We start from the raw sequence: 26,527 nt of genomic DNA on the forward strand, positions 1-26,527 counted from the left end.
ATGAATGCTGAAGACTCCTTGAAACTTGCTCGCCGGTTTATCGGGTTGCCCTTGGAAAAGCGCCAGCTGTTCCTTGCGGCCTTGCACAAGGAGGGCGTGGATTTCGCCCGGTTTCCGATTCCGGCCGGGGCCCTTGCCGAGGATCGCCAGGCGCTGTCGTACGCCCAGCGACGCATGTGGTTTCTCTGGCGGCTTGATCCGCAAAGCGGCGCCTACAATTTGCCGGGTGCGGTGCGCCTGACTGGTCGTCTGAACCTGGCGGCGCTGGAACAGGCATTCGCCAGCCTGGTGGCGCGTCACGAAACCTTGCGCACGGTATTTGTCCCCCAGGCCGACGACACCCTGCTGCAAGTGCCGGCCACCGCGTCGTTGGTGATCGATCACGTGGACTTCAGCGCCTTGCCGGCCAGCGAGCGCGAGCAGGCCGTGGCCGAAGCCGCCGAGCAGCAATCGGTGCTGCCGTTCGATCTGGGCGTCGGTCCGTTGCTGCGCGTCACCTTGCTCAAGCTGGCCGAACAGGAACACGTCCTGCTGCTGACCCTGCACCACATCGTGTCCGACGGCTGGTCGATGAACGTGCTGATCGACGAGTTCGTCCGCTGCTACGACGCCTTCGATGCCGGCACGTTACCGCAACTGGCGCCCTTGCCGATCCAGTACAGCGACTACGCCCTGTGGCAGCGCCGCTGGCTGGAGGCCGGCGAGCAGGCGCGCCAACTCGACTACTGGCAAGCGCAACTGGGCGACGAGCATCCGGTGCTGGAACTGCCCCTCGATCACCCGCGCCCGGCGATGCCAAGCTATCGCGGCACCCGCTACGAATTCGCCGTGGACGGGCAACTGGCCGAGCAACTGCGGGCCACCGCGCAAAAACACAACATCACTCTGTTCATGCTGCTGCTCGGCGCCTTCAACGTGCTGCTGCACCGCTACACCGGGCAGACCGACCTGCGCGTCGGCGTGCCGATCGCCAACCGCAACCGCGCCGAAATCGAAGGCCTGATCGGCTTCTTCGTCAACACCCAGGTGCTGCGCACGCAACTGGACGGGCAGACCCGGGTCGACGAACTGCTGCGGCGCATCAAGGAAACCGCGCTGGGCGCCCAGGCTCACCAGGACCTGCCGTTCGAGCGCCTCGTCGAAGCCTTGAAACTGGAACGCAGCCTCAGCCACACCCCGCTGTTCCAGGTGATGTACAACCATCAGCCGCAGGTCGCGGATATCTCCACAGTCACCACGGCGTCCGGCCTGGCGCTGGGCATGATCGAGTGGCAAGGGCGCACCACGCAGTTCGACCTCACACTGGACACCTATGAAAAGGGCGGCAAGCTCCACGCGGCACTGACCTACGCCAACGACCTGTTCGACGCCGCGACCATCGCGCGCATGGCGCAGCACTGGACACGGTTGCTGCAAGGCATGGTCAGTGATTCGCAGCAGCGCATCAGCGATTTGCCGTTGCTGGAACAGGCCGAGTATCAGCGCATCGTCCACGACTGGAACCGCGCTGATGACAGCGCCCCGCAGGACCTGTGCATTCATCAGATGATCAGCCAGCAAGTGGCTACAAGCCCTGATGCATTGGCCGTGACCTTTGCGGACAAGCAACTGACCTACAACGAACTCGACCAGCAAGCCAATCGCCTGGCCCACAAGCTGATTGAGCTCGGCGTCGGCCCGGAAGTGCGGGTCGGTGTGGCCATGCAGCGTTCCGAGCAACTGTTGGTGGCCTTGCTGGCGGTCCTCAAGGCTGGCGGCGCCTACGTACCGTTGGACCCGGATTACCCGGCCGAGCGCGTCGCCTACATGCTCGAGGACAGTCGCGCGCTCGTGCTGATCACACAGCAGGCCGTCGCCGAATCGTTGAGTGTGAGCGCAGACACTCAAGTCCTGCTGATGGACGAGATCCAGTCGCTCGCCGCCTACCCGCAAAGCGCCCCGGTCACCCGCGTCACCCCGGACAACCTGGCCTACGTGATCTACACCTCCGGTTCCACCGGCAAGCCCAAGGGCGTGGCGATTGCCCATCGTAACGTGATGGCGCTGATCGACTGGTCCGGATCGGTGTACAGCCGCGAGGACATCCAGGGTGTACTGGCGTCGACTTCGGTGTGCTTCGACCTGTCGGTGTGGGAGCTGTTCGTCACCCTGGCCAACGGTGGCTCGCTGATCATCGCCCGCAACGCCCTGGAGTTGCCGCAACTGCCGGCGCGGGATCGGGTACGCCTGATCAACACCGTGCCATCGGCGATCAACGCACTGCAGCGCGACGGGCAGATCCCGTCGAGCGTGCGCATCATCAACCTGGCCGGTGAGCCGCTCAAGCAAAGCCTGGTGGAGGCTCTGTACCAGCAGCCGACGGTCGAGCATGTCTACGATCTGTATGGCCCGTCGGAAGACACCACCTATTCCACCTGGACCCGCCGCGAAGCCGGTGGCCACGCCAATATCGGCCGCCCGCTCAAGCACACCGCCAGCTATCTGCTCGATGCCGAACTGCAACCGGTGCCCCAACGCGTGTGCGCCGAGTTGTACCTGAGCGGCACGGGCATCACCCGTGGTTACCTCGCACGGCCGGGCCTGACCGCTGAAAAATATGTACCCAATCCGTTTTCCAGCACTGGCGATCGCCTGTATCGCACCGGCGACCTGACCCGCTATCAGGCCGACGGCACCCTGCAATACGTCGGCCGTATCGACCATCAGGTCAAGGTCCGTGGCTTCCGTATCGAGCTGGGGGAAATCGAAGCGCGGCTGTTGCAGCAGGGTGGCGTGCGCGAACTGGCGGTGCTGGCCCAGGACGGCGCCAGCGGTCAGCAACTGGTGGCCTACATCGTGCCGAACGATTCGGCGTTGCTGGACGACCCCGACGCGCAAGCGACCCTGCGTGAATCCCTGAAAGCAGCGCTGCGCCAGCACCTGCCGGACTACATGGTCCCGGCGTTCCTGTTGTTCCTCGGACAACTGCCGCTGACCCCCAACGGCAAGCTCGACCGCAAGGCCTTGCCAGCGGTGGATGGCAGCCAGCAGCAACGCGAACACGTCGCGCCACGCAGCGAGCTGGAGAAATCCCTCGCCGCGATCTGGCAGGACGTGCTGGCCATCGACAACGTCGGCCTGCAAGACAATTTCTTCGAACTGGGCGGCGACTCCATCGTCTCCATGCAGGTGGTCAGCCGCGCGCGCCAGGCCGGCATCGTGCTCAGCCCCAAGGATCTCTTCCAGCACCAGACCATCCGCAGCCTCGCCCAGGCGGCTCGCAGTGGCGAGCAATCGCAGATCGACCAAGGCCCTGCGGTTGGCGCAGTAGCGTTGGCGCCAGTGCAACAATGGTTCTTCGAACAAAACATCCCCGAGCGTCAGCACTGGAACCAGTCGCTGTTGCTGGTGCCGCGCGAGCCGTTGAACGTCGCAGCGCTGGAGCGCGCCCTGGAACAATTGCTGACCCAACACGACAGCCTGCGCCTGCGTTATGCACAGGTAGAAAATGCTTGGCAGCAAACCTACGACGCGCCGACTACGGAGTCGGTGCTGTGGCAGCGTCAGGCGCAATCGGTCGAGCAGCTCAACGCTTTGTGCGACGACGCCCAGCGCAGTCTCGACTTGCACAATGGCCCGTTGCTGCGCGCACTGTGGGTGGCGATGGCCGACGGCTCTGAACGTTTGCTGCTGGTGATCCACCACCTGGCGGTGGACGGCGTGTCCTGGCGCGTACTGCTGGAAGATCTGCAGCACTTCTACAACGGCGGCAGCGCGCCGGCCAAAACCAGCACCTATCAGCGTTGGGTCGCGCGCTTGCAGGCGCATATACCAGCCTTCGAGCACAGCCTCGGCCACTGGCAGGCCGAACTGCAACACGCGCCAAAAGACCTGCCGTGCGAGCGCCCGAACGGCGCGCTGGAAAACCGTTTCGAAGAAAAACTCGAACTCAAGCTCGACACCGAGCAAACCCGCAAGCTGCTGCAACTGGCCCCGGCGGCCTACCGTACCCAGGTCAACGACCTGCTGCTGACCGCCCTGGCCCGCACCGTTTGCCGCTGGAGCGGGCAGGGCAGCACGCTGATCCAGCTCGAAGGCCATGGTCGCGAAGACCTGTTCGACGACATCGACCTGACCCGCAGCGTCGGCTGGTTCACCAGCCTGTTCCCGGTCAACCTGACACCCGCCCTTGAGCTCGGCGCATCGATCAAATCCATCAAGGAGCAACTGCGCAAAGTCCCGGACAAAGGCCTGGGCTACGGCGCGATGCGCTACCTCGGCACACCTGAGGTTCGCGCCGAACTGGCGGCGCTGGCGCAACCGCGCATCACCTTCAACTACCTGGGACAGTTCGACCGTCAGTTCGATGAGGGGGCGTTGTTCACCCCGTCCACCGAAGGCAACGGCATGGCTCAGGACCCGGCGGCAACCCTGGGCAATTGGCTGGTGGTCGAAGGTCAGGTCTATGGCGGCGAGCTGTCCCTGAGCTGGGGCTTCAGCCGCGAGATGTTCGACACCGCGACCATCCAGGGTCTGGCGGACGACTACGCGCTGGAGCTCAACGCGTTGATCGATCACTGCTGCTCGCTGCCAGCACCCCAGGCCACTCCGTCAGACTTCCCGTTGGCGCGGGTCGATCAGGCGCAGCTCGATGTTTTACCGATCAACGTCGCGGCGCTCGAGGACCTGTACCCGCTGTCGCCAATGCAGCAGGGCATGCTCTTTCACACCCTGTACGAGTCGCAAGTCGGCGCCTACATCAGTCAGCTGCGCCTGGACATCGGTGGCCTGGACTGCGAGCGCTTCACCCGCTCCTGGCAGGCCGCGGTCGAGCGTCACGACATCCTGCGCAGCAGCTTCCACTGGCAAGGCCTGGACGTAGCGCATCAGGCGATAACCCGTCAGGTGACGTTGCCGCTGCAAGTGCTGGAAGCGACCGATACCGACGCCCTGGCCGATGCCGAACGCGCGCAAGGTTTCGAATTGGGCACGGCACCGCTGTTGCGCTTGAAGCTGGTGCGCACCGGCGCTGATACCTGGCACCTGATCTACACCAGCCATCACATCCTGATGGACGGCTGGAGCAACGCGCAGTTGCTCGCCGAAGTCATCCAGCACTATGCCGCCGGGCATGCGCTGCCGGCACCGACGGGGCAGTACCGCGATTACCTGGGCTGGTTGCAGCAGCAATCGACGGTCGCTGGCGAACAATTCTGGAAAGCCGCACTGGCACCGCTTGATGCGCCAACGCTGCTGGCCGAAGCCTTGCGTCCTCCCGTCGGGGGCGCAGGCAGCGAGGAATGTCGCGTGACCATCGACCCACGCGCGACCCAGCGTCTGGCCGAGTTCGCGCGGCAGCAGAAAGTCACCCTCAACACCGTGCTGCAGGCGGCCTGGAGCCTGTTGTTGCAGCGCTACACCGGCCAGGACTGCGTGGTGTTCGGCGCCACCGTGGCCGGGCGTTCGGCGCCGCTGCCGGGGATCGAAGAGCAGCTCGGGCTGTTCATCAACACCCTGCCGCTGGTGTGCGCGATGAAGCCGGACCAGACCGTCAGCCAGTGGCTCGGCGAGTTGCAAGGCCTGAACCTGGCCATGCGCGAGTTCGAGCATGTGCCGCTGTATGACATTCAGGGTTGGGCGGGGCAGCAGGGCTCGGCATTGTTCGACAGTTTGCTGGTGTTCGAAAACTTCCCCGTTGCCCAGGCGCTGAAGCAGGGCGCACCGGCGGGGTTGTCGTTCGGCAATTTGCATAACCACGAGCGCACCCATTATCCACTGACGCTTGGCGTCGAGTTGGGCGAAGCCCTGAGCCTGGATTTCAGCTACGACGCTGCGCGCTTCAGTGCCGCTCAAGTCGCTCAACTGTCGGCCAATTTGCAGCATCTGCTGACGCAATTGGTGGCTTCACCAGACGCGGCGCTGGGTGCGCTGGAACTGCTCGATGCCGAAGGCAAGAACGCGGTACTCGCCATCAGCCAACCGGCCTCGGTTGAGTTATCCACAGTGCTTCTGGTCCATGAACGCATCGCCGATCAAGCCGCCTCGACTCCGGATGCGCTGGCATTGCAGGTCGACGGCCGGAGCCTGAGCTACGGCGAACTCAATGCCCAGGCCAACCGCCTGGCCCATCGCCTGATCGAAAACGGAGCCGGCCCCGGCAAGCGTGTCGGCCTGGCGCTGCGTCGCGGCCCGCAGTTGATCGTCAGCCTGCTGGCGGTGCTGAAAAGCGGCGCGGCCTATGTGCCACTGGACCCGAAATACCCGGCTGAACGCCTGGCCTACATGGTCGACGACAGCCGTCTTGACGTGCTGCTGTGCGAGCCTGGCCTGCTGGAAGACCTGCCGCTGCCGACGGGGCTGGCACGCCTGCGCCTCGACGACAGCGCCGGTTATCCACAAGGCAATCCGCAGAACCACGCCGTCGCCGCAGACCTGGCCTACATCATCTACACCTCCGGCTCCACCGGCCAACCCAAAGGCGTGGCCATCGCCCACGACGCTTTACGCGAGTTCTGCCAGACCGCCGCCGATTATTCGAGGTTGACGAAAGAAGATCGCGTACTGCAATTCGCCACCTTCAGCTTCGACGGCTTCGTCGAGCAATGCTTCCCGACCCTGTGCGTCGGCGCGGCACTGATCATGCGTGGCGATGACCTGTGGGACGCCGGTCGACTGGCTGCACAGATCGTCGAGCAAGGTGTGACCGTGGCCGACTTGCCCGCCGCCTACTGGTTCCTGCTGGCCGGTGAATGTGCCAGCGGTGCGGTGCGTAACTTTGGCGCTCTGCGTCAGGTGCACGTCGGCGGCGAGGCCATGTCGGTAGAAGGACTGCGCCTGTGGCATCAGGCTGGTCTGGGTCACGTGCGCCTGCTCAACACCTACGGGCCGACCGAAGCGACGGTGGTGTCCAGCGTGCATGAGTGCCGCCTGGAGGATGCCAGCGATGCGTTCGGCATCCCGATCGGTCGTGCCATCGCCGGTCGTGCGCTCTATGTGCTGGATGCGGCTGGTCAGTTGCTGCCCGCCGATGGCGTCGGCGAATTGTGCATCGGCGCGCCGGCCTGCCTGGCGCTAAGTTATTTCGACCGTCCGGCGCTGACTGCCGAACGTTTCCTCCCGGACCCCTTCGCCCGCGAACCGGGCGCGCGCCTGTACCGAAGCGGCGACCTGGCGCGCTACAACGCCAGCGGTGATCTGGAATACGTCGGGCGCATCGACCATCAGGTGAAAATTCGCGGTTTCCGCATCGAGATGGGCGAGATCGAAGCCTGTCTGCAAGCCCGGGACGAGGTACGCGAAGCGGCGGTCATCGCCCAGGATGGCACGCAACTGGTGGCGTACATCGTCGCCAGCGGCGCGGTGGTTTCCGAGGCCGACTATCTGGAAGGGCTCAAGGCCGTCATGCGCCAGTCGCTGCCGGAATACATGGTGCCGAGCCATCTGATCCTGCTGGCGAAATTGCCGCTCAACAATAACGGCAAACTCGACCGCAAGGCCTTGCCGCGTGCTGAGGCCGGCGCTGCACAACGTGCCTTCATGGCCCCGGCCGAAGGCCTGGAAACGCAACTGGCGCAGGTCTGGCAGGACGTGTTGCAGGTCGAGCAGGTAAGTCGCGACGACAACTTCTTCGAGTTGGGCGGCCATTCGTTGCTGGTGCTGCAAGTGATCTCGCGGGTTCGCCAGCAACTGAACATCGAACTGTCGGTGAGCAGCCTGTTCTCCGCCACGAATCTGGCGGAATTTGCCGAGCGTGCAATGCTTGCCGAAACCAGCGCTCAGCCGACCTTGCAACGTGCAGCCGATGATCAGGCGCCGATTCTGTCCTACGCCCAACAGCGCCAGTGGATTCTCTGGCAACTGGACCCACAGAGCAGCGCCTACAACATTCCGGCGGCCTTGCGCCTCAAGGGACCACTGAACCGCCAGGCCCTGCGCGAAGCCTTCCTGCAATTGCAGGCCCGGCACCAGACCCTGCGCACCACCTTCGAACAGGACGGTCAGCAGGCGCGTCCATTGCTGCGCACGGAACTGGCGTTGCACTTCAGCGAACGGCAGCTCGACGAGTCGTCGGTCGAGGCCGCCGTTGCCGAAGAAATCGCCCGGCCGTTCGACCTGCGCAACGGTCCGCTGTGGCGCGCATTGCTGCTGCAAGTCAGCGCCGAGGAGCATGTGCTGGTGCTCACCGTGCACCACATCGCCGCCGATGGCTGGTCGATGCAGGTCATGGTCGATGAATTCAGCGCGTTGTATCAGGCGGCTGTCGAAGGCAGTGCAGCCAACCTCTCGAGTCTGCCGGTGAACTACAGCGACTACGCTCGTTGGCAGCGCGACTGGCTGGAAGCCGGCGAGGGCGCGCGGCAACTGGCGTGGTGGCGCGAACAACTGGCGGGCAGCCAGGCGCCGCTGGAATTGCCGAGTGAACTGACCCGTCCGGCTCGCCGCAGCGAACGCGGCGCCAGTCTGACGCTGAACGTCGATCGCCCACTGCTGGCCGGTTTGCGCGAGCGCGCACAGCACCAGCAAGTGACGCTGTTCATGCTGTTGCTGGCCAGTTTCCAGACCTTGCTGCACCGCCAGAGCGGGCAGTCGAGCATCAGCGTCGGCGTGCCGAGTGCCGGTCGTTCGCGCCTGGAAACCGAAGGCCTGATCGGCTTCTTCATCAATACCCAGGTGCTGCGTGCCGAGATCGACGGGCAGCAACCGTTCAGCACCTTGCTGCAACAGGTCAGGCAGGTCGCGCTCAACGCCCAGGCGCATCAGGACCTGCCGTTCGAGCAACTGGTGGATGCCCTGCAACCGGATCGCAGCCTCAATCACAGCCCCTTGTTCCAGGTGCTCTACAACCACCAGCAGCAAATGGGCGCGAGTGTCGAGCGCAAGGTCGCCGGCCTGCAGGTGGAGCGTTTGCACTGGCAGCAACACACCGCGCAGTTCGATCTGGTGCTCGATACCCAGGAGCAGGGCGACACGCTGGCCGCCAACCTCAGCTACGCCACTGACCTGTACGACGAGGCCTCGATGCAGCGCTTCGCCGAGCAGTGGCTGAACCTGTTGCGCGCGGTGGTTGCCGATCCGCAGCAGCGTGTCGCTGAATTGCCGTTGCTGCAAGCGCCGCAACAGCAGGCGTTGATCCAGCACTGGAACCCGGCGTTCGAGGCGCAAGCGCCATCGCCAACTCTGCATCAGCTGTTCGAAGCCCAGGCCGCGCAACGCCCGGACGCCATCGCACTGTCCTGTGAAGGCGAGCAGCTGAGCTACGCGGCGCTCAACGCCCAGGCCAACCGCCTGGCGCGCCACCTGCGTGAGCAGGGTGTCGGCCCCGAAGTGCGGGTGGGTATCGCCACCGAGCGGGCGGTGCCGCTGGTGGTCGGCTTGCTGGCGATTCTCAAGGCCGGTGGCGCCTACGTGCCGCTCGATCCGCAATACCCGGCCGAGCGCCTGAGCTACATGATCGATGACAGTGGGATCGCGTTGCTGTTGACCCAGGCTCACCTGATCGATGGCTTGCCGGCCCGCGACGGCGTGCAGGTCCTGGACCTGGCGGCGTTGCAACTGGACGCCTACAGCGACGACAACCTGGCGCCATTGGCGACGACCCCGGACAATCTCGCCTACGTGATCTACACCTCCGGCTCCACTGGCCGGCCCAAGGGCGCCTTGCTCAGCCATGGCAACGTCGGGCGCCTGCTCACGGCCACCGCGGCCGAGTTCAACTTCGGCGCAGACGATGTCTGGACCCTGTTCCACTCCTATGCCTTCGATTTCTCGGTGTGGGAGCTGTTTGGCTCGCTGTGCACCGGCGGGCGCCTGGTGATCGTGCCGTATTACATCAGCCGCGAGCCCCAGGAGTTCCACCGCCTGCTTTGCGATGAAGGGGTGACGGTGTTGAACCAGACCCCGACGGCCTTCCGCCAGTTGCTGCCGATCGCCTGCGCCAGCCCGCGCCAACTGGCGTTGCGCCAGGTGATTTTCGGTGGCGAAGCCCTGGAAGTGGCCAGCCTGCGTCCCTGGTTCGAACGCTTTGGCGACCAGCAACCGACCCTGGTCAACATGTACGGCATCACCGAAACCACGGTGCACGTGACCTACCGCGCGATCCGCCTGGCCGACCTCGACGGCAAGGCCCAGAGCCCGATCGGCCTGCCGATCCGTGACCTGCGCTGGTACCTGCTCGACAGCCAGTTGCAACCGGTACCAGTGGGCGTGGCGGGCGAGCTGTACATCGCCGGAGCCGGCCTGGCGCGGGGTTATCACGGGCGTTTCGGCCTGACCGCCGAGCGCTTTGTGCCGAGCCCGTTCGACGCCGCGCAACGCCTGTATCGCAGCGGCGACCTGGCGCGCCAGCGTGCCGACGGCAGCATCGATTACCTCGGTCGCATCGACCAGCAAGTAAAGATCCGCGGGTTCCGCATCGAACTGGGCGAGATCGAAGCCGCGCTGCTGGCGCAACCGGGCGTGCGCCAGGCGGTGCTGAGCGTGCATGCCGGCGACAGCGGGCCACAGCTGTGCGCCTACGTCGTCGCCGAGCAAACCCCGCACGATCCGATCAACTGGCGCGACAACCTGCGCGCCGCGCTCAAGGTCGACCTGCCGGACTACATGGTGCCCAGCCACTGGCTATTGCTCGATGCCTTGCCGCTGACCAGCAACGGCAAGCTCGACCGCAGGGCCTTGCCGCTACCGGATGCCGAGGACTGGCAACGACCGTTCGAGGCCCCCGAGGGCGAGCTCGAACAGCAACTGGCAGCGATCTGGGCCGAGGTGCTGGGCGTGGCGCAGATCGGCCGGCGCGACAACTTCTTTGAATTGGGCGGGCATTCGTTGCTCGCCGCCCAGGCCAGTGCCCGTGTGGAACTGGAACTGGGCATCGAGCTGCCACTGCGCGCGCTGTTCGAAAGCAACGACCTTCAGGCTTATGCCGCCACCGCCGGGCAACAAGCCCCGACTGACAACGATGCCCGTCTGGATGCGCTTGAGTCGCTGCTGGACGAGATGGAGATCAACTGATGGAACACAGCACCGCCTCGCGTATCGCCACCCGCTTCGCTGGCCTGCCTGCCGACAAGCGCCGCGAGTTTCTGAGCAAAATGCAGGAGCAGGGCGTGAGCTTCGGCCAACTGCCGATCCCGCCTGCCGCCGCGCTGCAATCGTCGTTCGAGCTGTCCTATGCGCAGCAGCGCCAGTGGTTCCTCTGGCAGCTCGACCCGCAGAGCAGTGCCTACAACATTCCCGCGGCCCTGCGTCTCCAAGGCCCGCTGAATGTCGCGGCGTTGCAGCAGAGTTTTGATGTTTTGCTGGAGCGGCATCAGAGCCTGCGCAGCCGATTCGTCGAGGATGACGGCCAGGTGCTGCAGACCTTGGCCACGTTCACCACGCTCCCCATCGAGCAGCACGATCTGAGCGGCGGGCCTGAGGCGCAGCGCCTCGAATTGGCGATGCAAAAAGTCGAGCAGGAAATCGCCCGACCGTTCGATCTGCAACACGGCCCGCTGTTGCGCGTCAGCCTGTTGCAGCTGGATTTTAATGACCATGTGCTGGTGCTGACCCTGCACCACATCGTCACCGACGGCTGGTCGATGGGCGTGTTGGTGGAGGAGTTTTCCCAGCTGTATGCCGCCCATTGCCAGGGCCGCAGCGCACAGCTGCAAGCGTTGCCAATCGAGTATTCGGACTACGCTGCGTGGCAGCGACGCTGGATGGAAGCCGGCGAGCTTGAACGCCAACTCGATTGGTGGCGTGGCAAGCTCGGCAGCGAACAGCCGCTGCTGGAATTGCCGACCGATCGCCCGCGTCCTGCACAACCGAGCCAGCGCGGTGCGCGTCTGGATTTCGCCCTGGACGCCACGCTCTCATCCGGCCTGATGGCCCTGGCCAAACAGCGCGGCGTCACGCCGTTCATGCTGCTGCTGGCCAGTTTCCAGGCCTTGCTCTATCGCTACAGCGGTCAGGCCGACCTGCGCATCGGCGTGCCGATCGGCAACCGTAATCGCGCCGAGACCCGTGGCCTGATCGGCTTCTTCGTCAACACCCAGGTGATGCGCGCCGAACTCGACGGGCGCCTGCCGTTCACTCAGTTGCTCGACCAGACCCGCGCCTTTGCCCTGGATGCCCAGGATTATCAGGACCTACCATTCGAGCGCCTGGTGCAGGCGCTGCAAGGCGAACGCAGCCTCAGCCACAGCCCGCTGTTCCAGGTGATGTTCAACCACCAGCAGGCCAAGCCCGCCGCCGTCAGCGGCTTGCTGGCCGGCCTGCGTGTGGAGGCGTTGAACGCCACGGCGCACACCACGCAATTCGATCTGCAACTGGACACCCAGGAACAGGGCGACCAATTGTTCGCCAGCCTGACCTACGCCACCGACCTGTTCGATGCCGAGCGCATCGAGCACCTGGCCCGGCATTGGCGCAACTTGCTGGCCGGGGTGCTGGCAAACCCGCAAACCCCGTTGGCCGAATTGCCGTTGCTGGAGGCCGACGAGCGCCTGCGCATGCTCGACGACCTCAACGACACCGCTCAGGTCTATCCGGGCGAAGTCTGTGTACAACGGCATTTCGAAGCACGGGTGCTGGAAAATCCTCAGGCGACGGCGCTGGTGTTCCAGGGCCAGTCCCTGAGCTATGCCGAGTTGAACCTGCGCGCCAACCGCCTGGCCCACCACTTGCGCACCCAGGGTGTCGGCCCGGAAGTGATCGTCGGCATCGCCTGCGACCGTTCGCTGGAAATGGTCGTCGGGCTGCTGGCGATCCTCAAGGCCGGCGGTGCCTACGTGCCACTGGATCCGGAATACCCGCTCGATCGCTTGAACTACATGATCGAAGACAGCGGCATAACACTGCTGCTGACCCAGGAACACCTGCTGACGCAACTGCCGACGCCGGACACCGTGCGCACCCTGTGCCTGCACGCCGATGCCGACTGGTTGAGCGACTTGCCAGGCAGCGATCTGCCGAACCTGGCGGTGGCGGAAAACCTCGCCTACATGATCTACACCTCCGGTTCCACCGGCAAACCCAAGGGCGCCGGCAACCGCCACGTGGCGCTGCACAACCGCATCGAGTGGATGCAGGCCGCCTATGACTTGCGGCCCACGGACCGCGTGCTGCAGAAAACCCCGTTCAGTTTCGACGTGTCGGTGTGGGAGTTTTTCTGGCCGCTGATGAAAGGCGCCACCCTGGTGATCGCCGCCCCGGGTGAGCATCGCGATCCGCAACGCCTCGCCGCGCTGATCGTCGAGCAGGCGATCACCACGCTGCACTTCGTGCCGTCGATGCTCTCGGCGTTCATTGCTGCCGACGAAGCCTTGGCCTGCACCTCCCTGACCCGCATCATCTGCAGCGGCGAAGCGCTGCCGATGGAGCTGCAACGCCAGACCCTGCGCAGCCTGCCGCAGGCCAACCTGTACAACCTGTATGGCCCGACCGAAGCGGCCATCGACGTGACCCACTGGACCTGTGTAGAAGAGGGCCGCGACAGCGTGCCGATCGGCCGACCGATCGCCAACCTGCGCACCTTTATCCTCGACAGTGAACTACAACCCTTGCCGCTGGGCGCGGTGGGTGAGTTGTACCTCGGTGGCGTCGGCCTGGCGCGGGGTTATCACCGCCGTGGTGCGCTGACCGCCGAGCGTTTCGTGGTCGACCCGTTCGGCAGCGGCGAGCGCCTGTACCGCACCGGTGACCTGGCGCGCTACCGCGCCGATGGCGCCATCGACTACTGCGGGCGGATCGACCACCAGGTGAAGATTCGCGGCCTGCGCATCGAACTGGGGGAGATCGAAGCGCGCCTGCAAGAACACGCCGACGTGCAGGAAGCCGTGGTGCTGGCCCTGGACGGCCCGAGCGGCAAGCAACTGGTGGCCTACATCGTGCCGCAGGATCGTGCGTTGCTAGACGCCGATGCGGCGCAACAAGGCGCCTGGCGCGAAACCCTGAAAAGCCATCTGCTCGGCAGCCTGCCGGACTACATGGTGCCGGCGCAGACCGTGCTGATCGAACAGATGCCACTGAGCCCCAACGGCAAACTCGAGCGCAAGCGCCTGCCGGCACCGACCGCGCAGGTCAGCCAGCGTGCATTCGAAGCGCCACGCACTGAACACGAGCGCGTGCTGGCGCAGATCTGGCAGGACGTGCTGGGCGTGGAGCCGGTCGGGCGCCAGGATAACTTCTTCGAACTGGGTGGTGACTCGATCATTTCGATCCAGGTGGTCAGCCGCGCCCGCCGGGCCGGCCTGAGCCTGCAACCGCGCGACCTGTTCCAGCAGCAGACCCTGCAAGCGCTGGCCGCAGTGGTGAAAGAGCAGGCCGCCCCGGTGGCGCAACAAGGTCCGGTAGACGGCGTGCAAACCCTCACACCGATCCAGCGCTGGTTCTTCGAAGAACCGATCCCGCAGCGTGCCCACTGGAACCAGGCGGTGTTGCTGACGCCGCGCGAAACCCTTGAGCTGCCGCGCCTGCAAGGTGCCCTGCAACGGCTGCTCAAGCAGCACGATGCCCTGCGCTTGCGTTTCAGTCAGGTCGACGGCCAATGGTCGGCGCGCTATGTCGGTGCCGACAGTGCCGATGTCATCGACATGCTCTGGACTGCCCGCGTCGCCAGCGATGCGTCGCTCGAATCGGTGTGCGACGAAGCCCAGCGCAGCCTCAGTCTGCAGGATGGGCCGCTGCTGCGCGTGGCGCTGATCGCCCAGGCTGACGGCTCGCAACGCTTGTTGTTGGTGATCCACCACTTGGCGGTGGACGGTGTTTCGTGGCGGGTGTTGCTGGAAGATTTGCAGGCCGCGTATCAAGGCGAAGAACTGCCGCCGAAGACCAGCGCTTTCCAGGCTTGGGCGGAAAAACTCGACACCTACGCACGCTGCGAAACCGCCACCGACGAACTGAACTGGTGGCAGGCTCAACTGACTGGCGCCAGCGATTCGCTGCCAGCGGCCAACGCGCAAGCAAGCCAGGCCGGGCATCTGCGCCAGGGCGTGAGCATCGGTCTGGACCGCGAACAAACCCGTCAGCTGTTGCAACAGGCTCCGGCGATCTACCGCACCCAGGTCAACGACCTGCTGCTCACCGCGCTGACTCGCACCCTCAGCCGCTGGACCGGCCAGGAATCGGCGCTGATCCAGCTCGAAGGCCATGGCCGCGAAGAGCTGTTCGACGACATCGACCTGACCCGCACCGTCGGCTGGTTCTCCAGCCTGTTCCCGGTGCGCCTGACGCCGACGGCCGACCTCGGCGGCTCGATCAAGGCGATCAAGCAGCAACTGCGGGACATCCCCGGCAAAGGCCTGGGCTATGGGCTTTTGCGCTACATGGGCGATGCCACGACCCAAGCGGCTTTGGCTGCATTGCCGCAAGCACGGGTGACCTTCAACTACCTCGGCCAGTTCGACCAGAGCTTTGCCGAGGACGCGCTGTTCACGCCTTCAAGTGAGTCCAGCGGAGCTGCGCAATCGGCGGACGCACCCTTGGCGAACTGGTTGTCAGTGGACGGACAAGTTTATGGCGGAGAACTGAAACTCGACTGGACCTTCAGCCGCGAATGCTTCGACCTGGGCGAGATCGAAGCCCTGGCTGCTGGTTTTCGCGCTGAACTCCTGGCGCTGATCGAGCATTGCCTGAGCGAGGGCGCGGGCGGCGTGACCCCGGCGGACTTCCCGCTGGCGCGACTGACCCAGGCGCAACTCGATGGCCTGCCAGTGCCGCCGGCGCAGATCGAAGATGTGTATCCGCTGTCGCCGATGCAGGCCGGCTTGTTGTTCCACAGCCTGTACGAGTCGGATTCCGGCGCCTACGTGAACCAGCTCAGCGTCGAGGCTCGCGGTCTCGATGCCGAACGCCTGGGCCGCGCCTGGCAAGCCGTGCTCGACAGCCACGCGATCCTGCGCAGCAGCTTCCACTTCCCTGAAGGTTTCGAGGCACCGGTGCAACTGGTGCATCGTCATCTGCAATTGCCGATGACCTGCCTCGACTGGCGCGGCCGCGATGATCAGGCCGAGGCGCTGGCGCAACTGATCGCCAGCGAACGCCTGCAACTGGATTCGACCCGGGCGCCACTGATGCGCCTGACCCTGGTGCGCCTGGACGACGCGCGTCAGCAACTGATCTACACCCACCATCACCTGTTGCTCGACGGCTGGAGTAACTCGCTGCTGCTGAGCGAAGTCCTGCAGCGTTATGCGAGGCAGGAGGTTCAGGCGCCGACCGGGCGTTTCGCCGACTACATCGGTTGGCTGCAACGTCAGGATGCGCAAGCTGACGAACTGTTCTGGCGCGAGCAACTGGCATCCCTCGACAACCCGACGTTGTTGGCCCAGAGCCTCGCCAATGTCGCCAGCAAGGCGGACGCAGGCTTTGCCGACCACCACCAGACCTTCGACGTCGCCACCAGCAAGCGCTTCAGCGACTTCGCCCGCCAGCAAAAAGTGACCCTCAACACCCTGGTGCAAGGCGCCTGGGCACTGCTGTTGCAACGCTACAGCGGCCAACGCAGCGTGGCATTCGGCGCCACCGTGGCCGGTCGCCCGGTGGATTTGCCTGGGGCCGAAAGCCAGCTCGGCCTGTTCATCAACACTTTGCCGGTGATCAGCAGCCCGGATGCTCTCGAAAGCGTCGGGCAATGGCTGACGCGCTTGCAGGCGCAAAACCTCGAGCTGCGCGAGCACGAATTCACCGCCCTGGGTGACATTCAGCGCTGGGCCGGGCGCGCCGGAGAGCCGCTGTTCGACAGCCTGCTGGTGTTCGAAAACTTCCCGGTGGCCGAAGCCTTGCAACAGGGCGCACCGGCCGGGTTGAGCTTCTCGATTCCGCAGAACCATGAGCGCACCAACTTCCCGCTGACCCTGGCGGCCACCGCCGAAAACCAACTCAGCCTAAACTGGAGCTACCAGTGCAGCCATTTCAGCAGCACTGCCATTGCGCGCATGAGTGAACATCTGGCCGCACTGCTGGCGGCGATGGTCGCTGCGCCTCAGGCCGCTTTGAGTGAGCTGGACCTGCTGACCGCGCCGGAGCGCACCCAGCAATTGCTGGAATGGAACCCGCCGTTCACCATGCAGGAAAACCCACTGTGCGTGCATCAACTGATCGAGGCCCAGGCCGTTCTCCGGCCTGACGCCACGGCGTTGATCTTCAACGAACTGGAGCTGAGCTTCGACCAGCTCAACCGCCGCGCCAACCGCCTGGCCCACCACTTGCGCGGGCGCGGCATCGGCCCGGAAGTGCGGGTCGGCCTGGCCATGCAACGCTCGCCGGAGATGATCATCGGCCTGCTGGCGATCCTCAAGGCCGGCGGCGCCTATGTGCCGCTGGACCCGGCCTACCCCGCGGAGCGCCTGCGCTACCTGATGGACGACAGCGGCATTTCCCTGCTGATCAGCCAATCCTGGCTGCGGGAAAAACTGCCATTGCCCGAAGGCCTGGCGGTGCTGGAAATCGACCGCGAGCCGCTGGAATTCATGGCGGACAGCAACCCGGTCAACCTGACCTGCGGCGAAAACCTCGCCTACCTGATCTACACCTCGGGCTCCACCGGCCGGCCGAAAGGCGTCAGCGTGGCCCACGGTCCTTTGGCCATGCATTGCCTGTCGATCGGCGAGTTGTACGGCATGACCCCGGACGACCGCGAACTGCAATTCGCCTCGATCAGTTTCGACGGCGCCCACGAGCGCTGGCTGACGCCGCTGGTGTTCGGTTCGGCGGTGATGCCCCGCGACGACGAGTTGTGGAGCGTGGAGCGCACCTGCGCCGAGATCGAAAAACACGGCATCACCATCGCCTGCTTCACCCCGAGTTACCTGGCACAGATCGCCGACTACATGGGCGAAGCCGGGCGCGATCTGCCGATCCGTTCCTACACCCCTTGCGGTGAAGGCATGGCCAAGCATGCCTTCGACGAGGTGCAGCAAGTGCTGCAACCCAAGCGTCTGATCAATGGCTATGGCCCGACCGAAACGGTGATTACGCCGCTGATCTGGCTGGCCTATCCGGATACCGAATTCGACTCGGCGTTCATGCCGATCGGCCGGCCGGTCGGCAACCGCAGCGCCTACATTCTCGACGGCGGCTTGCAGCCGTTGCCGGTCGGCGTGGCGGGCGAGTTGTACCTGGGCGGCGAGGGCGTTGCCCGGGGTTATCACCAACGTCCTGACCTCACCGCCGAGCGTTTCGTACCGGACCCGTTCGTGCCAGGGGCGCGCCTGTACCGCAGTGGCGACCTGGCGCGGTTCCGTGCCGATGGCGTGGTCGAATACCTCGGCCGTATCGACCAGCAAGTGAAGATTCGCGGCTTCCGCATCGAGCTGGGCGAAATCGAAGCCTGCCTGATGGAGCACGAAGGCGTGCGTGAAGCCTTCGTCATCGACCGCGAAGGTCCGGTGAGCCGTCAACTGGTCGGCTACGTGGTGCCGCGCGATCCGCTGGCCAACGAGCAGGACCTGCATGAAGCACTGACCGCACACCTGCGCAGCCGTCTGCCGGCGCACATGTTGCCGGCGCACTTGATGTGCCTGGCGGCATTGCCGCTGACGCCGAACGGCAAGCTCGATCGTCAGGGCTTGCCGGCACCGGAGGCATCACGTCAGAGCCTCGACCAGGTGGCCGCCGCGTCGCCGGCGGAAGCACTGCTGGTGGAAATCTGGCAGGAACTGCTGGGCCTGGACTCGGTGGGCGTCACCGAAAACTTCTTTGAACTGGGCGGTGACTCGATCATCTCGCTGCAGGCGGTGAGCCGTGCCGGGCAGCGTGGACTGGTGTTCAGTCCCAAGCAGTTGTTCGAGCAGCAGACCATTCGTGCACTGGCCGCGGTGGCGATCCGTCGTGAAACGGCGTTGGTCGAAGCGCCGACAGTCGAGGCGTTTGCCTTGGTGCCGCACATCGATCTCGCCGCCCGCGAAGGCTTGCAAGACCTGTATCCGCTGTCGCCGATGCAGCAGGGCATGCTGTTCCACTGCCTCGAATCGCCGCAGCTCAACCCCTACGTCAACCAGTTGAGCGTGGCGGTTGACGGCTTGCAGGTGCCGCGATTCCGCGCAGCCTGGCAAGCCTTGATCGAGCGCCATGAAGTGCTGCGCGCCGCGTTCCGCTGGCGCGATGGCCTGGCCGATCCGCTGCAGGCGGTGTTTGCCAGCGTCGAGTTGCCCATCGAAGAACTCGACTGGCGTGAGCGCAGCGACACCGAGCAGGCGCTGAGTGAACTGGCGGCCGCCGAACAGGCCAAGGGTTTCGACCTGAGCTGCCCGCCGCTGATGCGCTTTGTACTGGTGCGCCTGGGTGAAGATCGCTACCAGATGATCTGGATCTACCATCACCTGCTGCTGGACGGCTGGAGCGCTTCGCGCCTGCTGGGCGAAATGCTGCGCCTGTACCACCACGACAGCCTGCCGGCGCTGACCGGACGTTACGCCGACTACATCGCCTGGCTGCAACGCCAGGACGAGGCACAGGCAGAAAGCTTCTGGCGTGAGCGCCTGGCGTCGCTCGAGGCTCCGACCATCCTGGCCACGGCATCGGGTGCCACAGGCTCCGGCCACGGCGTGATGTACAGCGACCTCGACGCCCAGGCGACACGCAAGCTGCACAGCTTCGCCAAGCGTCAGCGCGTCACCCTCAACACTTTGGTGCAAGGCGCCTGGCTGTTGTTGCTGCAACGCCACAGCGGCCAACGCAGCGTGGCGTTCGGCGCCACGGTGGCGGGGCGGCCGACGGGGCTGGCCGGTGCGCAGGACATGCTCGGCCTGTTCATCAACACCTTACCGGTGATCCAGACCCTCGACCCGCAACAGCCGCTGGGAGAGTGGCTGCGTGACCTGCAGGATTACAACCTGGCCGTGCGCGACTACGAACACACGCCCTTGTCCGACGTCCAGCGCTGGGCCGGGCAGGGTGGCCAGGGTCTGTTCGACAGCATCATCGTGTTCGAAAACCATCCGGTGGACCGTGCCTTGCGTGGTGGCGAGGAAGGCGAGCTGCGCTTTGCCGAAGTCGGCAGCGGCGGCGTCACCAACTTCCCGATGGACCTGATGGTCAGTGCCAACGATGAAGGTCTGGAAGTCGAATACCTGTACCTGCGTGATCGCTTCAGTGAGCAGGAAGTGGAGCGGATTCGTGCGCAGATGGAAGGTTTGCTGCGCGCTCTGCCAGAGGATGCGGACTGCCTGCTGGGCAACATCGGCCTGCCGCAAGCGCGCCTGAGTTTGCCGCAAGCCTCCAGCGACAACGCCGATCTGCTGCACAGCTTCAATCAGCATGTGCGCAACCAGCCGCAGAAAGTGGCCTTGTTCTGCGAGGATCGCGAAGTCAGCTACGCCGATCTTGAAGCCCAGGCCAATGCGCTGGCTCATCAGTTGATCGCCCGCGGCATCGGTGCGGAAAGCATGGTCGCGGTGGCCTTGCCCCGCTCGGAACGCACCATCGTCGCGTTCCTGGCCGTGCTCAAGGCCGGTGCGGCGTATCTGCCGCTGGACCTGTCTTATCCGGTTGAACGCCTGGCGTACATGCTCAGCGATTCGGCCGCCAGCCTGTTGCTGTGCGACAGCGACCTGGGTGATCGCCTGGCCTTGGCTGACAGCCCGCCACGCCTGTTGCTCGATCAACTGAGCGTTGTGGGCAGCACCCAGTGCCCGGTTCTCGAACCACTGCCAGGACACCTGGCGTACCTGATCTACACCTCCGGCTCCACCGGCCAACCCAAGGGCGTCGCGGTGGAACGTGGGCCGATTGCCCGGCATTGCCGCGGCATCATCGACCTCTACGAACTGGCGCCACGCAGCCGTGAACTGCACTTCATGTCGTTCGCCTTCGACGGTGCCCAGGAGCGCTGGCTGAGTGTGCTGTTGGCCGGCGGAAGCCTGGTGATCCGCGAAGACAGCCTGTGGACCCCGGAACATACCCTGGAGGTGCTGCATCGCCACAGCGTCAGCGTCGCCTGCTTCCCGCCGGCGTACCTGCAACAGATGGCCGAAGTAGCCGAGCGCCTGGGCAATCCGCCGGCGGTCGAGGTGTACTGCTTTGGCGGCGATGCGGTGCCGGATGCCAGCTTCGAACAGGTCAAGCGCACCTTGCGCCCGCAGCGCCTGGTCAACGGCTACGGCCCGACCGAAACCGTGGTTACACCACTGCTGTGGCGTGCCGAAGCCAGCGAAACCTGCGAGGCGGCCTATGCGCCGATTGGCCGTGGCGTGGCGGGCCGTGGCCTGTACATCCTCGACGCCGACCTCAATCCGTTGCCGGTGGGTGTCAGCGGCGAGTTGTACCTGGGCGGCGAATGCCTGGCGCGGGGTTATCACCAGCGGCCGGGCATGAGCGCCGAGCGTTTCATTCCCGATCCGTTCGAGGCCGGTGGCCGCATGTACCGCACCGGCGACCTGGTGCGCCAGCGCGAATGCGGCTTGATCGACTACCTCGGCCGGCTCGACCAGCAAGTGAAGATCCGTGGTTTCCGTATCGAGCTGGGCGAGATCGAAGCCCGTCTGCGTGACTGCGCCGCTGTGCAGGATGCCGCCGTGGTGGTGCACGACACGCCGACCGGCAAACAGTTGGTCGGTTATGTGGTGGCCGCTGCTGCCACCGGACTGGATCGACGCTTGAAGGCCGATCTGCAAGCGCAGATGCCTGACTACATGGTGCCGGCACGGATCCTGGTGCTGGAGCGCTTCCCGCTGTCGGCCAACGGCAAGCTCGACCGTCGCGCACTGCCTGTGCCGGAGTGGGCGCTGGGCGGCTACCGCGCGCCGCGCAACGCCCTGGAAAGCGCACTGGCGACGATCTGGCAAGAGGTGCTGGGCGTGCCGCAAGTGGGCATCGACGACAACTTCTTTGAACTCGGCGGCGACTCATTGCAGGTGCTCAAGGTCATCTCGCGGGTGCGCAGCCAGCCGCAACTGGGCTTCGAATTGAAACTGCGCGACCTGATGCAGAAACCCTGCATCGCCGAACTCAGCGGCTATCAGGTGGCGGAACCTGCACAAGCGCCGGACCCGCTACTGGCGCTGAATGGCCGGGTCAGCAACGTGCCGGCGCTGTTCTGCCTGCACGCCGGTTTCGGCACGGTGTTCGACTACGAGCCGCTGGCCCGTCGACTCGAAGGCCGGCGCACGGTGTACGGCCTGCAATGCCGCATGCTGCTCGACCCGCAGTGGCAGGACGAGTCGCTGCTGGCCATGGCCCAGGCCTATGCCCAGCGAATCCGCACACAACAGCCGCAAGGGCCGTACTACTTGCTCGGGTGGTCGCTGGGTGGCGCATTGACGCAACTGGTCGCCCATGAACTGGAACGCCAGGGGCAGACGGTGGCGTTCGCCGGGCTGGTCGACACTTATGTGGCGGGGACGGCGGAAGCGGGGGACTGGCGCGAAGACCTGGCGGACTTCCTTAAGTTTGTCCTCGGTCAACCGTCTGTAGAAGCACAGGCCTTGATTGCCTCGAAAACCACAGGCCTGAACGAACGCGAAGGCGCCACCGCAGTGATCGAAGCAGCCATGCACGGCGCCAATGGCCACGCGGCGTTGGGTGCCAGTGAACTGACGCAGATCTTCGCTACCGGTTCGTCGCTCAAACAGCTTGCGCTGTCGCAGCGACAACTACCGAAAATTCAGGTCTCGGCCCATCGCTGGTGGGTAGCCGGACGCGAGGACGAACGCCGGGTGTTCGAAGCCCAGGTCGGCAATCACGGCATTGATCGCTTGTTGGCCGGCGGCCACTACGAGCTGCTACGCAGCGACGAATTGCTCGACGACCTCGAACACCTACTGGAGCGCACCCCAACCACCGCCTGACAACACCGCCCCCTGTAGGAGCTGGCTTGCCAGCGATGGTCGCCAACGATAACGCGTGCTTGTTGGATAAACACACCCCCTGTAGGAGCTGGCTTGCCAGCGATGGTCACCAACGATAACGCGTGTTTGTTGGCTAAAACACGCCCCCTGTGGGAGCTGGCTTGCCAGCGATGGTCGCTAACGATAACGCGTGCTTTCTGGATACACGCGGCGTATTCGAATCCATCGCTGGCAAGCCAGCTCCTACAGGGGACCGCGTTTACTACAAGATTTTCTACTTTCTTGCGTAAAGGATCCCTCCCATGGCCGTACTGCCAGAACTTGAAGCTTTCCTCGAACTCGCCGAGTTTGGCCGCCTGACCGGCAAAAGTCGCCCCATGCACGAACAGACCCCGCAACAGGCACGGATCGACTTCGAAGCCTCCTCAAGCTTCCTCGATACACCGCTGGCCAATATCGCCTGCGAAAACTTCACCATCCCCGCCCGCGACGGCCACAGCCTCGCCGCACGCCTGTATCGCAACGGCCAAGCCGTCGAAGCCCTGCAACCAGTGATGCTCTATTTCCACGGCGGCGGCTACGTGGTCGGCAGCCTCGACTCCCACGACGCACTGTGCCGTCGCCTGGCAGCGCAGGGTGGTTTCGCCGTGCTGACCGTGGATTATCGCCTGGCCCCAGAATGGCGCTTCCCGACTCCGGTACAGGACGCCTGCGACGCCGGCAACTGGCTGCTACGCGAAGGCGCAACCCGCCGCCTGGACGCCACACGGGTGGCCCTGGCCGGCGACAGCGTCGGTGCAACACTGGCCACAGTGCTGTCGATCATCTCTGTTCGCGACCCACAGGAACTCGCGCTGAAACCCAAGGCGCAACTGCTGGCATACCCCGTCACCGACGCCACCACCCACCGCGCCTCACACCGGGATTTTGCCGAGGGCTACCTGCTGGAAACCCCGACCCTTGACTGGTTCTACACCCACTACGCCCGCACCCCCCAGGACCTGGCCGACTGGCGCTGCTCGCCGCTGCTGGCCGAGGATTTGTCGGGTTTGGCCCCGGCACTGGTGTACCTGGCCGGTTATGACCCGTTGCATGACGAAGGGCTTGAGTATGCCGAGCGTTTGCGGGCGGCGGGGAATGAGGTGACGTTGTTGGAGCAGACGGGTATGACTCATGACTTTCTGCGCATGGCGGGGTTGTTGGGGGAGGTGGAAGGGATTCACCGGGAGATGGCGAGGTGGGTGCGGTCGTGGTTGTGATGTGAAATGAAGTAACCGCCATTCCTGAATAAAAATGGCGGTTGACTCGACTCCTCTTATATTTCATATAACCGATCAATGTTGTTTGATAGGACTGGAACACTCAAGGCTGCTCAATTTTCCGCTTTCGATAGGAATCCAGCATTTTCGTAACTGCTCTCCTATGGGTTCTAGCGGTGTGATACTCAAATTCAAGTGAATCCCATCTTCTTCAAAAGTAATGTCCTGGAAGCCAGCGTAAGCAAATCCTGTCGAAAAAGGTTTTCCTTGAAAGCTGCAAATATTCTGTCCGTCCAGAACTGCTAGTCCGCCATTGATTTTTATAATCTCGACCGCCAAGCATCCGTCTTCAAAGGTTTTGATGTAGCGGACAAGTACGCCTCCACTTCTTCCAGACCTTACCTCTGAAGCATTTGAGTAATTAGTAATTTCGGCTTTTGCAAAGCTGAATGAAAATAAAATTAAAAAAGACGCCAGTCCTAAACGTACCATTTATTAGCTCCTTATGTAATTGGCTCGTTTGTTGAATCTGTCGTTCGGAACAGTAGACCAGTTTTCACGATTGCAAATGGCTTCTGAGAAACCAGCGATATTATTTTCAGTCATGAATAGCTGTATTATTTTTCTGGTCTCGCCTGTGTAGTCTCCACGATAAATTAGATCTATAGATATGTCCTTTATTTTTTTATTTAATGCTTCCCATCTTAGATCGCCATATATTTTTGCAACATCCTCTTTTCGTGAAATTCTCAATATTTCATCCTTCATAAATTTATACACTGGAAGGAATAGATCGTATTGCTGCTTTCGAGATATGAATGTTGATTTTATTTCAGGGTTTGCGCTATCCATGTAATTTTGAGCTGCTTGACCTTTAAGTCCCTTGGCGCCAATTAACCAGCCAAATAAAGGCTCAGTTATACCCACAGATAACAAGTCCTTTTCTGGCGAGGGACGTTGTCCGAGGTCGTATCCTCTCCCAATCGTTACTCCAGACGCACCGCCGGGCCAATGAATTTTCCGACTAAAATAACGATGTCCCGCGTGGGAAGGATCTTCGATGTCATTACCTTCGACATCGAAAGTAAGCTGACCAAAGGGTACGGTTAACCAACTTATGTCGTTCTCGTCGACAGCGGAACAGAAACTAGCAACCAATCCAACCGGATGAAAGTGATACGCCTTCCCCCACGATGGCAGCCCCACCTTCTCCGCCACCTCTTCCCACCAACTGAGCTCCTTGATCCGCTGCTTCTCCGCCAGCCAGTTCAAGTGCGGGGTCGAGCCGCTATGCCCGAGCATTTCATCCAGTACATCCCAGACATGTGCCCGGTGAAACCATTCGCTTTCCTTGCGGATGATCATCTGCGCGATTGCTTGCGCCTGCGCCGGCAATCTGAGCGCTGCTTGCAATTCTTCTGCAGTGATCTGGCCGACGCGGTTGGGGTCGATGATGTCGAACAAGCGGCTCCTGATCGGTCCCTGATCTTCGTCGTCGGCCAAGGAGCGGTAGCGTTCCAGTTGTGCCTCGCTGAAGTGACGCATGCTGCGCATGAACGAGGCCATGGCATGGATCGGCCGGCCGTAGTCGTGCAGGACTTGGTGGCCTTCCCAGTCCCAGGGACTGACCCAGGGCGTGACGGCCACGTCTTCACGGACCCAGCCGTTAAGCAGATTGCCGGCGGCGTTGTGGAGCAGGCCATCGAGGCGGTACCAGTTGATGGCCTTTCGGTCGGGGGTAGCACGCACGGAAATCTTGTTGTCGGCTGACAGGCCCTCAAGCAGGCTTTTGGGGATCAACAGGTCGGCGTCGCTGACCGGATCGGTCTCGCTCGGCACCGGCCAGCGCGTGGCGCTCGCGCCGTCGCGATGCGCGACCACGGCGGTGCCTTTGGCCAGTTTCAGCCAGGTCCGCTCGCGCGCTGGCAGGCGTTGGGCCCAAGCCCGACTGTCCTTGATGAAGACTTCCACGTCTTCTTCGCTGAACGTTTCCAGATGCAGCTTTTTTTCCGGTCGTTCCGCCCCTTCGCTGTGATAATCGCCGAGGTGGCCGATCAGCGCGCCGGCCTGGATCGCGACGGGGGTGTCGAGGACCACGATCTGATCCGTCGCCAGCGGTTCCAACACGCTTTGCAGCGCCGCGAACTGTACGTACTGCGGGACCCGTTCCAGTTTGCGAAAATCGCCTTCACCGCTGACGGTGACAACCGTGCCATTGGGCAGCGTGCTGATCGCCTCGTTGCGCAGGCTCGCTTCGGGGCGCACGTTGAGCTCGTCTCCCCTCGTTTCGATGCGATGCTCGCCTGCAACCTGCGACTGCAGATATCGGGAGGCGAGGTAACCGCGCAGCGAACCGTCGTCGTTGCTCAGGCTGGCCGGGCCCAGGCGGTTTTTCAGGCGGCGGTAATCGCCCTGGCCGCTGATGACCACCTCGGCGCCGCGGGGCAGGAAGTCGGCGACCTTGCCGGACCGGGGGCGGTAATAAACGTGCAGGCCGCGTTGTTCGGGATCGTCGGGGTGCGGATC

5 protein-coding genes are annotated in these 26,527 nt (G+C 63.8%); 3 read left to right on the plus strand and 2 right to left on the minus strand.

Annotated elements, in window-relative coordinates; all coding sequences use genetic code 11:
* From SOP85_RS26230 to SOP85_RS26240, 3 genes are all read left to right on the plus strand, one after another.
* Window positions 1–10,986: a non-ribosomal peptide synthetase gene (locus SOP85_RS26230; RefSeq protein ID WP_323628721.1), complete on the plus strand. Its 10,986-nt coding sequence runs from the start codon at window positions 1–3 to the stop codon at window positions 10,984–10,986.
* Window positions 10,986–22,742, plus strand: a complete 11,757-nt coding sequence (locus tag SOP85_RS26235; protein WP_323628722.1) for a non-ribosomal peptide synthase/polyketide synthase — start codon at window positions 10,986–10,988, stop codon at window positions 22,740–22,742. The genes SOP85_RS26230 and SOP85_RS26235 overlap by 1 nt, the downstream gene beginning before the upstream one ends.
* A 302-nt stretch (window positions 22,743–23,044) precedes the next feature.
* Window positions 23,045–24,001 (plus strand): alpha/beta hydrolase, encoded by a 957-nt coding sequence (locus SOP85_RS26240; RefSeq protein ID WP_323628723.1) that lies wholly within the window; start codon window positions 23,045–23,047, stop codon window positions 23,999–24,001.
* 75 nt (window positions 24,002–24,076) lie between these two features.
* Here SOP85_RS26240 and SOP85_RS26245 read toward each other — a convergent pair whose 3' ends face one another.
* Together SOP85_RS26245 and SOP85_RS26250 are read right to left on the minus strand one after the other, a co-directional pair.
* Window positions 24,077–24,493 (minus strand): hypothetical protein, encoded by a 417-nt coding sequence (locus SOP85_RS26245; RefSeq protein WP_323628724.1) that lies wholly within the window; start codon window positions 24,491–24,493, stop codon window positions 24,077–24,079.
* Between the two features lie 3 nt (window positions 24,494–24,496).
* A partial coding sequence (locus tag SOP85_RS26250; RefSeq protein WP_323628725.1) for a hypothetical protein occupies window positions 24,497–26,527 on the minus strand: 2,031 nt, incomplete at its 5' end.

Source organism: Pseudomonas sp. YuFO20, assembly GCF_035064975.1.
GTDB classification, from domain to species: domain Bacteria; phylum Pseudomonadota; class Gammaproteobacteria; order Pseudomonadales; family Pseudomonadaceae; genus Aquipseudomonas; species Aquipseudomonas putida_AE.

What these genes read in the sequence shown, in the direction of transcription:
- SOP85_RS26230 (WP_323628721.1), top strand. Translation starts at nt 1, where the DNA reads ATGAATGCTGAAGACTCCTTGAAACTTGCTCGCCGGTTTATCGGGTTG.
- SOP85_RS26235 (WP_323628722.1), top strand. Translation starts at nt 10,986, where the DNA reads ATGGAACACAGCACCGCCTCGCGTATCGCCACCCGCTTCGCTGGCCTG.
- SOP85_RS26240 (WP_323628723.1), top strand. Translation starts at nt 23,045, where the DNA reads ATGGCCGTACTGCCAGAACTTGAAGCTTTCCTCGAACTCGCCGAGTTT.
- SOP85_RS26245 (WP_323628724.1), bottom strand. Translation starts at nt 24,493, where the DNA reads ATGGTACGTTTAGGACTGGCGTCTTTTTTAATTTTATTTTCATTCAGC.